Source organism: Bariatricus sp. HCP28S3_F11 (assembly GCF_052065395.1).
Lineage (GTDB): Bacteria > Bacillota > Clostridia > Lachnospirales > Lachnospiraceae > Allocoprococcus.
In genome coordinates this window covers 1-11,348 of the sequence record NZ_JBQHUC010000055.1, presented here as the reverse complement: position 1 = coordinate 11,348, position 11,348 = coordinate 1, and the positions used below count along the sequence as shown (strand labels likewise).

The window sequence follows — 11,348 nt, the reverse complement described above, 5'->3', positions numbered from 1 at the left end:
TCGCAGAATAACCAATAGTAATTAATCAACCTGCTGAGCTTTGCTCAGTTTGAAGCGGAATGGCGCTCCGTTCCTCTGGAACGGATGCGCAGTTCTTGCGGAATATGCAACCTTAACTTCAAAAAATCAAAAACAAGTCACCCCCCGACGTCGATGAAGGATGACCGCAATTCTAAGAAATCAAAAACAAGTCACCCTCGACGTCGAAGAAGGATGACTGTAATTCCAAGAAATCAAAAACAAGTCACCCTCGACGTCGAAGAAGGATGACCGCAATTCTAAGAAATCAAAAACAAGTCACCTCCGATGTCGATGAAGGATGACTGTAATTCCAAGAAATCAGATATAAGTCAATAGTAGGAGAAAAGATATGCAAGGTCTAAAACAAATGCTTTTACAGGAGCAGAAATATCTGGAAAACATTGTAAATAAAGCAAAAGAAGGATTGTCTACAGCACCGGATGGACATCTAAGAATCTCAAAAGATAAAAATAAAATCAGATATTACCATTGTACAGAGGATAATAGTGGAATCTATATTCCGAAATCAGACAAATCTTTACCCCAAAAGCTTGCGCAAAAGACTTACAACTTGTCGGTGATAAAAAAGGCAGAATCGAGACTAAAACAGATTAAGAAAATTACGAGAGATTATTCAGATGATGAGATCGAGGAACTTTTTACATCTTTGCATGCAGACAGACAAGCTTTAGTTACGCCTGTGGAAGCAACATGGAAGCAACTTCTTAATGAATGGTATACGGAAGAATATCAGGGGAAAGGATTTCAGGAAGGAACTGTGGTGATTCTGAGTGAAAAAGGGGAACGCGTGAGATCGAAGTCAGAGAAAATTCTTGCAGATTACTTTTATCGAAGAAACATACTTTACAAATATGAAAAACCTTTATATCTGAAAGGATATGGTACTGTATATCCTGATTTTACATTTTTGTCGAAGAAAATAGGGAAGGAGATATACTGGGAACATGAAGGCATGGTGGATAAGCAGGAATATGCAAGAAGTGCGGTCCGAAAAATAGAGTCCTATCAAAAGAATGATATTTATCCGGGGGATCGTCTGATTCTCACTTTTGAAACAGAACAGAGTATTTTGAATTCAAAAACAATAGAAGGATTGGTAAACAGATATTTGCAATTTTGAGAATAATAATTGACTATTTTGGGTGTACTGAATAATCACAGAATTGAGATATGCATATTTTATGCATATTTTTTCTCAGAAAAATGTCATGATTCGATGATATATGCTATAATTATTCCTGATAATGTTTGTGCTGCCAGAGAGGTGATTTGATTGATTCGGGAAAAGAAAGTTGGAGTAAATAATATGATACAGGATAATATAAACGAACAGAAGCAGGGAAAAATGAATTCACTAAAAAGATTTTTAATAAATTTATTTGATATCCGCGGTGATATGATGAGCTATGAGGATATCGATGCGATGATGGAGGAGAACACGGACATTCACGGTTCTAATATGTGGATACTGATGATGGCTATCATGATTGCGTCAATCGGTCTGAATGTCAATTCCACTGCGGTGATTATAGGAGCCATGCTGATTTCCCCACTTATGAGTGGAATACTGACGATGGGATATTCTCTTGCTGTAAGGGATCTCAAACTGATGCGGCGTGCGCTTCTCAGTTTTGGAGTACAGATGGTGATCAGTTTGATTACGTCTTCAATTTATTTTTCTATTTCTCCGCTTGGAGAGCCTACGGCAGAGATGATTGCGCGTACAAGCCCCACGATCTGGGATGTACTGATTGCTTTGTTCGGTGGTATAGCCGGGATTATCGGAAATACAAGGCAGAAGAAAAGCAATGTAATTCCGGGAGTAGCGATTGCGACTGCACTGATGCCACCGCTTTGTACCGCTGGTTATGGAATTGCCACAATGCAGGCGAAATTTCTCCTCGGGGCATTTTATCTGTTCTTTATTAATACATTGTTTATTGCACTTTCGGCAGCACTCGTGACGGTTCTCCTTGGAGTCCCTGCACATCAGAGCATGGATGAACGCAGACAGAAGAGAATAAACCGGATCGTGGCAGTTATTACAGTGGTTACCGTGATTCCGAGTTTGTTGATCGGAGCATATACAGTGTACAGTTCTTACATAGAAAACCAAATATCCGATTATTTGAAAGAAGAGTTTGTTTTCAGTGATACGCAGTTGGTGCAGAGTAGTTACGATCAATCAGCGAAAATGATTTCTGTATCGCTGGTCGGCACACCGATCGATCAGGAGACGATTTCATTTCTGGAAAGAGAAATGGAGAAATATGATCTGGAGGAATATACGCTGCATGTTACGCAGAATACGGTTAGTTCTGCAAGCGAAAGCGAGAATACAGACAAAGTGACTATTGCGGTTCAGGAAAAAGCAATTGCCAAGCTTCAGGAAGAACTGGAAGCGAAGCGGGAGCAGCTGGCGGAAATGGAGAGCAAAGCGACTGCAAAACTGGATCTGGAACAGATGTCAAATAAAGCAGAAAGCATTTTTTCAAGTTTATCGGACTGCAAATGTGGTATTATTGCAGATGAAACGGGAGAATATATTATTCTTGTTGCAGATGCGGAAAAGGATTTGACTGATTCAGAGATCTCTGTGATCGAGAATTGGCTCAAAGAAGAAAGCAAAGTAGAACAGGCAAGGCTGTTTATTGAACAAAAATAGAATTAGTATTGATTGTAAATGTCGGGAAGCTAAAAGCGTCCTGACTTTTTTTGACAGAATATCATAGTTTGTATTTATAATTGGCTCTAAAAAACTGTTATAGATGAAAGGGTTGCATTTTCGGGATTTTGTTATATAATAGCCTATGCAGATAATACATATCAAACATATAGGGATTATAAGATAAGAAAGGAAGGGGATTATGAGCTGTGAATTTAATAATATATCTAAGGAAGAGGAGAAGGGGATCACTTACACAGACGCTGAGGCAGAGCTTCATGCAAAAGAAGTGGGTGTTGATCCCAGGCCAAATGAAACATTGGTTGAAATTGATGAGAGGGGAGCGTTTATCAGACAGCCTAATGCATTTATAAAACCATTCGGAGATAAGCCTGGTGACAATAAAGCGGAGGCGGGAAGATATCGTATTTACTGGGCAACAGGATGCCATTGGTCAAACAGACCGGTAATTGTGAGAGATATTCTGGGTCTGCAGGATGTTATTTCTGATATTAAAGTATCTCACTCTGGGGAAACGAATGTATATGGGCATGGGTTTGGAAATCAGCCTGATCACCGGGATCCGGTGACGGGGGCGTATTTCTTAAGTGAGTTTTACAAGAGAGCAAATCCGGATTTTAAAGGCAGAGCGACAACTCCAACGCTGGTAGATGTTGTGAATAAAACGGCAGTGAATAATGATTACCACCGTCTCACAAATTACATCGAGGTACAGTTCAGACCATTCCAGCCCGAGGATGCACCGGATCTTTATCCAAAGAAATTCAGAAAAGAGATCGATGAGTTTAACGACTGGTTATTTCCGCATATCAATAATTCCCATTACAGAATGGCTTTCTGTCAGTCGCCGGAAGCATATTTTGAGGCGTATGAAGATTTTTATGAATCACTTGACAAACTGGAGAAACGTCTTGAAACCAACCGTTTTATATTCGGTGATTATATCACGGATGCAGATGTAATAATTATGGATATACCGATGAGAGAGCCGAATCTTATTATTTTTCATATCCATACAAGACAAGCTTTAATGAATATATTCAAAGAGCGGATGATCAGCCGTTAGAGTCTCTTGAAGATGCGGCTGAAAGAGGCTACAAGATTGAACTGACTGCGGGAAGTCTTACAGGAAATGCATTAGAAAAATGGAATAAAGATCATCCTGAGAAACAAATCAATATCATTTATTCTGAGACAGATTTTCAAGTTCGTTATCAGCATATCGTAGACGGAACGACAGGTTTTGCGATTGATGACGGACCAATCATAGAGAATCTGCTTCCAAAATTTGGAATGGAAGGTCAGCTTGTGGCCAATGACATTGATGCAGAGACAGAAGATTTCCTGTTCCCGCAGAATAATACATATTTCCTTCTCGCAAAAAATGAAAAAGGAGCTCAGATTCGTGAGGATTTAGATAAGGTTCTGAAGGAAATGAAAGAAGATGGAACTATTGCGGAAATTACAAAGAAATATCTGGGAGTTGATACTTCAGTAGATCCGAAATACCTGGAAGAAACAATTAATTAAGAGGAAACGGGTATGCAAATATATCGTATTAATAAAGAAACGGATGAATGGTTAAAGAAAGCATATGATTATGTAAGAACGGATGCCTTCTGCTTTGGTCAGAATATCCCTGTGGAATTAGAATTTGCGGGGGAAGAAGCTCAAGATGATTTAGAAGGTGTTGTGATACTGGAAGATCATAAGCCGGTTGCCGGATGCCGGATTTCATATCCGGCAGATGGAATCGGGAAAATTGAACGTGTCTGTGTGGTTCGTGAAAAGCAAAAGGGAGGATATGGCAGTATACTCATCAGGGAAGCGGAAAAATGGTTGATTGAGAATGGTGTCAGACATATTGTTATTAACAGTCAGGACAGAGCGGCCGGTTTCTATCATAAGTTGGGATACATCACAAATCCTACAGTTGATCCTCATGCGTATGATAAGAAAAGAAAGAGGAAAAAGGCGGCAGATGAAGCCTCCCTGCCAAAGATAAATCTGGGATTTTCGACTGTTCTGGTAGAAAAATACGTGTAATAGAAGGGAAAAGGGAATGGGTAAATTATTTGATGTTTCACTGGTATTTTCATCAATACCTGAATTGTTGGAAAAGCTTCCTATAACTCTGGAACTGGCATTGCTGGCGATGGTGCTTGCACTTGTTATAGGGCTCATAATGGCTATTATTAAGATGAAAAATATAAAAGTGCTGACACAGATTGTGAATATTATCATATCAATGCTTCGAGGAACGCCTGTCATTGTTCAACTCTATGTCGCATTTTTCGGGATACCGATGATATTTACGGCAATCAACAACAGCTGGGGAACTGATCTTGCTGTGGCTGATATTCCCGGGTTTGTGTATGCGATGATTGCATTGGGCTTGAATCAGGCGGCGTTTATGGCTGAAATAATACGTTCTGCCCTGCAGTCAGTAAATTCGGGACAGATAGAGGCCGCCAGTGCGCTTGGTATGACCTATGGACAGGCTTTGAGAAGAATTATTATCCCGGAAGCGTTCGAGGTGGCGCTTCCTACATTGGGTAACTCGTTGATCAGTATTATCAAGGGGACATCGTTGGCATTTACCTGCGCAGTTGTAGAGATTACTGCCCAGGGTAAAATCATCGGAGGAAGGACATATCGTTATTTTGAAGTATATGTCTCACTTGCTATCATATATTGGGTCATTACGATTATAATTGAACAATTGATTAAGTTTATTGATAAACGAATACGTATACCGGAGCAAGTTGCGATGGTGTCACCGGCGCGTATAAAGGAGTGCATATATGATAAAGATTGAACATTTATCAAAGAAGTATCATGATAATGTGGTGTTGGACGATATGAATCTGGAAATCCACAAGGGTGATGTTGTGGGAGTGATCGGCCCATCGGGAACTGGAAAATCGACATTACTGCGTTGTATCAACCATCTTGAAATTCCAGAGCAAGGTGTGGTATATATAGGCGAAGAGAGAGTGGAACTTGCTCAGAAGAAGCCGAAAAATCTTCTGGATCTGCGAAAAAATACCGGAATGGTTTTTCAGAAGTTTAACCTGTTTGAGAAGAAAACTGCTCTGGAAAATGTAATGGAAGGTCTTGTTACGGTAAAGAAGATTAAAAAAGATGAGGCAAGAAAAATTGCGATGCAGGAATTGGTAAATGTGGGAATGGCGCAATGGGCAAATCATTATCCAAAACATTTGTCAGGAGGACAGCAGCAAAGGGTGGCTCTTGCACGTGCTCTGGCTATGAAACCGCAGGTTCTTCTTCTTGATGAGCCTACATCAGCGCTGGATCCTGAGCTTGTTGGTGAAGTCCTGGATGTAATCAAGAGGGTGGCAGAGAAAGGTTACACGATGATTCTGGTTTCGCATGAAATGAATTTTGTGCGACATGTGTCTAATCGAGTGATTTTACTGGATAAAGGGCATATTGTGGAGGATGGAACTCCGAAAGAAGTGTTTGATAATCCAAAGAATGAACGTACAATAGAATTCTTCCGCAAAATGAATCTGATGAATGAACCGGATTATGTAATTTGATGAGGAAAGAGAGAGTATGTGTCGATGATTGAAGAAATAAAGAAGTTATTATTACAACTGGTTGAAATTGATTCTCCTTCAGGAGAAGAAAATGGGATTATAAAGTTTTTAAAGAAAAAATATGAGGAAATAGGTATTCATCTTCAAGAAGACAATTCGGGTAATCTCTATGCTGAAATTGAAGGCAAAGGGGATTACCTTTTGCTGTCTGCTCACATGGACACTGTGAATCCAGGGAAGGGGAAAAAGGCTGTTGTAAACGCAGACGGTATAATTTCCAGTGATGGAACAACGATTCTGGGCGCTGATGACTATTCCGGATTGGTGGAAATTTATGAAGTGGCAAAATATGTTATGGACAATCATATCCCACATAAAGCAATAGAACTTCTATTTACTACGGGTGAAGAACGGTACTGTGTTGGCGCTAAGAAATTTGATTTTCGTAAGGTAAAAGCAAAAACAGCATATGTGCTGGATTTGAGTGGTCCGGTCGGAAGGGCAGCGTATGCAGCACCTACGATTTTATCGTTTGAAGCTGTAGTTCGCGGAAAAGCGGCACATGCAGGATTTAATCCGGAAGAAGGAATTCATGCAATTCAGGCTGCGTCGAGGGCGATCGGAAAACTGCAGCTTGGAAAAGTGAAGGAAGGTGTGACGGGAAATGTGGGCATCATGCAAGGTGGAAAAGGGACCAATATTGTCCCTGATGAAGTAAGGATTCAGGGAGAAATAAGAAGTATGCAACATGAGGATGCAATTAGACTTGCAGATGAATACAGATGCATTTTTGAAGAGGAATCAGCCGCTTCTGGAGCAACTGTGTCATGGGAGGAGGAAATTCATATTCAGGCCTATGAGACTTTATTAGAAAGCAAAGCTGTGAAAGAGTTTGAAAATGCAGTAAAAGCGGTTGGACTTTCGCCAAAACTGGAGAAGACATTCGGAGGAAGCGACCAGAATGCATTTGCGCAGAAAGGAATCGAAGGAATCGTTGTCGCCAATTCTATGTATAACGTGCATAGTGTTGAGGAATACACGAATCTTTTTGAAATGGAAAAGGTGGTGGAAATATTAAAGGAAATTGTGAGAAATGAAGAGATATAAATAAACAGTAAAGATAAAGAAAAAAACTGAAAATGCAGGATATGTGTGTTATAATTAATGTCAATTAAAAGAATCAATATCAGGAGTGACACGAATGATAACATTGAACGATTACCTGTATTCCGGAGATACGGTTATTAAAATACTTCAGAATTATATGGAAGATCTGCTTTGTACAAAAACAATGGACGATATTGCGGAAATCGGACCGGCCAATCATCTGGGGTACGAGAAACGTCAGGAGAACGAACGAGTTAGAAGAGATGCGGTTCCGGAATGGGAATGTATTTATTTTGATGAAGCGTATGAGCGGGGGATGCGTCTGCTTCAGCTGAATCTGGCAGAATTGGATGTAAACATGTTTTCGGCTGTAAATAACAGTCTGATCAACGATGGATGTGGGCTTTACCGGGGAAGACAGATCCTGCCGTATGAACATTTGTCGAGATTTCAGAATGATCTGATTGATTGATGTCAGTCAGATAAAGGGGAATAAAAATGCAAACAAAAGATAGCTTGAGAAGGGTTATGAAATATGCCTGTATTCTATATTTTCCGATTCTGTTATTATACCTGGAATTGGTTTTTCATCTCTATATGCGGCTTAGGATGGCATATTTTCCGATTATTGCCTGTTTTGCGGTTTCACTTGGAATGCTGGTCAGCGCTCTGGTGAACTGTTTTAGCAAAAGAACGAGGCATATTCTGACAAGTGTGTTCAGTTTGTTTTTGGCCGTGCTGTTTTGTGTGGAAATGATCTGCCGCAGGATTCTGCAGCAGTATTTTCAGTTATTCAGTGCGCTCGATACGGCTGCAGGCAATCGGCTCGGAGATTATCGAAATGCCGTTGTGAAGGCTCTTGAACAGAATTGGATCGGGTTGCTTCTTATGCTGGTCGTTCCGGGAATGATGTGTGCTATACAGGTTTTTCGAATTGATACATTTGGAATAAAGATAAAAACCGATACAAAAAAACGGTGGCCTCTACAGAAAAGACTCCTGTTTCTGTACAGATTTACCGCTGTTCCGATGATAGGTTGTGTGGTGTTTTATCTTTTGGCGCTGGCTATGGTTTATCTTTATCCCTGGGAAGGCGATTTTACTCCGGAAAAGCTCTATGCTATGGATACGAATACGGATGATCAGGTGGAGCAGCTGGGACTTCTTACGATGCTTCGTCTGGATTGTAAACATATGATTTTCGGAAGTAACAGTAATATGGATATCAGTCTGGAACAGCTTGCCTATGCGGAAAATGAGAAGGCGGTTCAGGATGAAGAAATAGCAGAGGAGGTGGCGGAACCGGAAATTGATACTTCTCCGAATGTGTTGGAGCTGGATCTGCAAAAATGGATCGATGAAGCCCCGAATGAGGATGTAAAATGGCTTTCGGAGTATATTCAGACAGTAACGCCGACGAGAAAAAATGAGTATACGGGAATGTTTGAAAACTATAATGTAATATTTATTACGGCCGAAGGATTCAGCGGGTATTTGATCGATGAGACATTGACTCCGACGCTGTACCGGCTGACACATGAAGGATTCGTATTCAACCGGTTTTATTCGGCGCTTCATTTTACAAGTACTTCCGGGGGTGAATTCCAGAATCTTACGGGACTGTACCCAAAAAATGGCTTTCCGGTCAGCATGAAGGAGACTGGGGAACAAGGAATAAGCCTGCCTTTTACGCTGGCAAATATACTGCAGCTTTTGGATTATACGTGTATTGGTTTTCATTTTAATGAAAATATGTATGGCAGGGCTCTGTCACATCCTAATTTGGGATATGACTGGCGGCAGTGTTCGGAGTGTCAGAATCTTCTGACGAAAGAAATAAATCAGGAGGGCGATGCTTACTGGCCCCAGTCGGACGACTATATGGTGGAACAGAGTCTTCAAGAGTATTTGACAAAGGAACCGTTTCATATCTATTATCTGACGCTGAGCGGTCATTTGCCGTATGGGTTTGAAAGCAACCAGATGTCCAAAAGGAATCAGGAGGCTGTGGCGTCTCTTCCGTACTCGGAGAAGACAAAGTCCTATATTGCGGCGAACCTGGAACTGGAAAAGGGACTGACCCGTCTGGTAAATGCGCTGGAGGAAGCGGGAATTGCAGACCGGACTTTGATTGTTATGGCTCCGGATCATATTCCTTATTCGGATATTGATGTTATAGAAGAACTGGCGGGACGCTCCTTTGGAAAGGATTCTCTTGAATCGATGAATGAGAAGTCCGTGGATTTTGACGTATATAAGAATTCACTTATTATGTGGACTGCTGGGATGGAAGAGAGTGTGACGGTTAACAAACCCTGCTGTCAGGTGGATATTCTGCCGACGGTTTTGAATTTACTGGGGCTCGATTATGATTCCAGGCTTCTGGCAGGAAGGGATATTCTTTCGGATTCCGAGCCTTTGGTCGTGTTTTTCTCCAGTTCATGGCTGACGGACAAGGGGAGTTATAATCGCTTTACCGGCACGTTCACGCCTGCTTTGGGAGTTTCTATGACGGATGAAGAAATACAAGCTTACACGGAGCGTATCAAAGCCATAGCTGCCTGCCGGCTTCAAATGACATCGATCATCATTGAAAATGATTATTACCGGTTGGTCACGGGTTTGTGAAAATAATAACTTTTATTTATATGTTTTAAATCTATTGATTTATTGGGTGCAATGCGCTATAGTAATATTAGCTGAAATTCGGCACGTTATTATATGAATATACGTGCAGAATGCATAATTAAGGAGGATGATTATCATGGGAAGATTACAGGACAAAGTTGCAATTGTTACAGGTTCCACCAGCGGAATCGGAATCGGGATCGCAAGATTATTTGCAGCTGAAGGCGCTAAAGTAGTGATTTGCGGACGTAGAGCAGAAAAAGGACAGGCTGTTGTAGACAGTATCGTGGCAGAAGGCGGAGAAGCTTCTTATCACTTTATGGATATCACAGATCTGGAAAGTATCGAAAAGTTATTTGCTGACACAGCGGAAAAATACGGAAAGATTGATGTATTGGTAAATAACGCTGCTAACGTAGCTCTGAAGGATGGACGTGTTGACGAGCTTACCGTTGAGATGTGGGATGCTATTTTCCAGAGTGATATGCGCGGTACATTCTACTCTACAAAATGCGTACTTCCATATTTAGAGAAGAATGAGAACGGTGGTTCTATCATCAATATCGGTTCTATGGCTTCCTGCGGAGGCGACCTTGGATCAACAGCTTACGCTTGTGCAAAAGCAGGTGTTGATATGCTGACCAAGTCTACAGCACTTCAGTACGGCAAGAAGAACATTCGTTGCAACTGTGTTCGTCCGGGACTTATTGTTACACCACAGAATGAAGCAAATGTACCACAGGCTCTGAAAGACATTTTCCTGAGCAACATCATGGTTAACCGTTATGGATGCCCGGAAGATATCGGAAATATGTGTCTGTATCTTGCTTCTGATGAAAGCAGCTATTTCACAGGACAGGTTGTTACTGTAGACGGTGGTCTGAATGCACATGTTTCTACCGTTGCTCAGTTCAAACAGCTCAGCTCACGTACATGGTAAAAGAAAATATTTTTGAAAAGAGTTCCCTTTGCGGAACTCTTTTCTGTTGCGTGTGTCCAGCGAAGCTGGACCACACTTGCCGGTGCAAGTCCGGTCACGGTAATCGCCAGTGAGCCGTGTAGCTAAACTCGGTGCGCTGTAGTAATACAGGGTGCTAAGCGAGTGGATAAAGTAACCTTGATAAGAGGTGCGAGCAATCGTGCAGACCGTAACATTAAGTGAATTCTGCCGTATCGTTAAAAAGGTCTCGAAAGAGAACAAAGGGAAGTTGAGTGTCGTCTCGCAAAATAAAGTTCCTGTCTCCTGCACAAAAACAGCGAATTATTATATCAGTTCCATAATGATGTCTCTTTGTACGTGCCTGTAATTACGGCGCGCTTTT

The 11,348-nt window shown here is 41.2% G+C and carries 9 protein-coding genes and 2 pseudogenes; all 11 read left to right on the top strand.

The window, feature by feature from the left end; translation table 11 throughout:
• Positions 1 to 370 precede the first annotated feature (370 nt).
• The 11 genes and pseudogenes from ACTNBR_RS15565 to ACTNBR_RS15515 all read left to right on the top strand — a co-directional run bounded on the left by ACTNBR_RS15565 (position 371) and on the right by ACTNBR_RS15515 (position 10,966).
• Positions 371 to 1,162, top strand: a complete 792-nt coding sequence (locus ACTNBR_RS15565) for a hypothetical protein (protein WP_427806970.1) — start codon at positions 371 to 373, stop codon at positions 1,160 to 1,162.
• 186 nt (positions 1,163 to 1,348) lie between these two features.
• Positions 1,349 to 2,707, top strand: coding sequence for a DUF389 domain-containing protein (locus ACTNBR_RS15560; protein WP_441019109.1), 1,359 nt, complete (start codon positions 1,349 to 1,351; stop codon positions 2,705 to 2,707).
• A 202-nt stretch (positions 2,708 to 2,909) separates the two neighbouring features.
• Positions 2,910 to 3,794 carry a glutathione S-transferase C-terminal domain-containing protein gene (locus tag ACTNBR_RS15555; protein ID WP_441019111.1) on the top strand — a complete coding sequence of 295 codons (885 nt, stop codon included), beginning with the start codon at positions 2,910 to 2,912 and terminating at the stop codon, positions 3,792 to 3,794.
• Positions 3,746 to 4,258, top strand: a pseudogene (locus tag ACTNBR_RS15550) (hypothetical protein); the annotation flags it as partial. The gene ACTNBR_RS15555 and the pseudogene ACTNBR_RS15550, both read left to right, overlap by 49 nt.
• 12 nt (positions 4,259 to 4,270) lie before the next feature.
• Positions 4,271 to 4,774, top strand: a complete 504-nt coding sequence (locus ACTNBR_RS15545; RefSeq protein ID WP_441019113.1) for a GNAT family N-acetyltransferase — start codon at positions 4,271 to 4,273, stop codon at positions 4,772 to 4,774.
• Between the two features lie 16 nt (positions 4,775 to 4,790).
• Positions 4,791 to 5,546 carry an amino acid ABC transporter permease gene (locus tag ACTNBR_RS15540; protein ID WP_441019115.1) on the top strand — a complete coding sequence of 252 codons (756 nt, stop codon included), beginning with the start codon at positions 4,791 to 4,793 and terminating at the stop codon, positions 5,544 to 5,546.
• Positions 5,533 to 6,291: an amino acid ABC transporter ATP-binding protein gene (locus ACTNBR_RS15535; protein ID WP_441019117.1), complete on the top strand. Its 759-nt coding sequence runs from the start codon at positions 5,533 to 5,535 to the stop codon at positions 6,289 to 6,291. Before ACTNBR_RS15540 ends, ACTNBR_RS15535 begins: the two co-directional genes overlap by 14 nt.
• Positions 6,292 to 6,315: 24 nt before the next feature.
• Positions 6,316 to 7,398, top strand: a complete 1,083-nt coding sequence (locus tag ACTNBR_RS15530) for a M20/M25/M40 family metallo-hydrolase (protein WP_441019119.1) — start codon at positions 6,316 to 6,318, stop codon at positions 7,396 to 7,398.
• A gap of 148 nt (positions 7,399 to 7,546) precedes the next feature.
• Positions 7,547 to 7,870, top strand: a pseudogene (locus ACTNBR_RS15525) (guanosine polyphosphate pyrophosphohydrolase); the annotation flags it as partial.
• Between the two features lie 26 nt (positions 7,871 to 7,896).
• Positions 7,897 to 10,026 carry an LTA synthase family protein gene (locus tag ACTNBR_RS15520; RefSeq protein ID WP_441019121.1) on the top strand — a complete coding sequence of 710 codons (2,130 nt, stop codon included), beginning with the start codon at positions 7,897 to 7,899 and terminating at the stop codon, positions 10,024 to 10,026.
• A 136-nt stretch (positions 10,027 to 10,162) separates the two neighbouring features.
• Entirely contained in the window at positions 10,163 to 10,966 is an 804-nt protein-coding gene (locus ACTNBR_RS15515; protein WP_427806981.1) for an SDR family NAD(P)-dependent oxidoreductase, read from the top strand.
• Positions 10,967 to 11,348: the final 382 nt, after the last annotated feature.

Excerpts from the sequence above, each read along its gene's own strand:
- ACTNBR_RS15565 (WP_427806970.1), top strand. The coding sequence starts at position 371 with ATGCAAGGTCTAAAACAAATGCTTTTACAGGAGCAGAAATATCTGGAA.
- ACTNBR_RS15560 (WP_441019109.1), top strand. The coding sequence starts at position 1,349 with ATGATACAGGATAATATAAACGAACAGAAGCAGGGAAAAATGAATTCA.
- ACTNBR_RS15555 (WP_441019111.1), top strand. The coding sequence starts at position 2,910 with ATGAGCTGTGAATTTAATAATATATCTAAGGAAGAGGAGAAGGGGATC.
- ACTNBR_RS15545 (WP_441019113.1), top strand. The coding sequence starts at position 4,271 with ATGCAAATATATCGTATTAATAAAGAAACGGATGAATGGTTAAAGAAA.
- ACTNBR_RS15540 (WP_441019115.1), top strand. The coding sequence starts at position 4,791 with ATGGGTAAATTATTTGATGTTTCACTGGTATTTTCATCAATACCTGAA.
- ACTNBR_RS15535 (WP_441019117.1), top strand. The coding sequence starts at position 5,533 with ATGATAAAGATTGAACATTTATCAAAGAAGTATCATGATAATGTGGTG.
- ACTNBR_RS15530 (WP_441019119.1), top strand. The coding sequence starts at position 6,316 with ATGATTGAAGAAATAAAGAAGTTATTATTACAACTGGTTGAAATTGAT.
- ACTNBR_RS15520 (WP_441019121.1), top strand. The coding sequence starts at position 7,897 with ATGCAAACAAAAGATAGCTTGAGAAGGGTTATGAAATATGCCTGTATT.
- ACTNBR_RS15515 (WP_427806981.1), top strand. The coding sequence starts at position 10,163 with ATGGGAAGATTACAGGACAAAGTTGCAATTGTTACAGGTTCCACCAGC.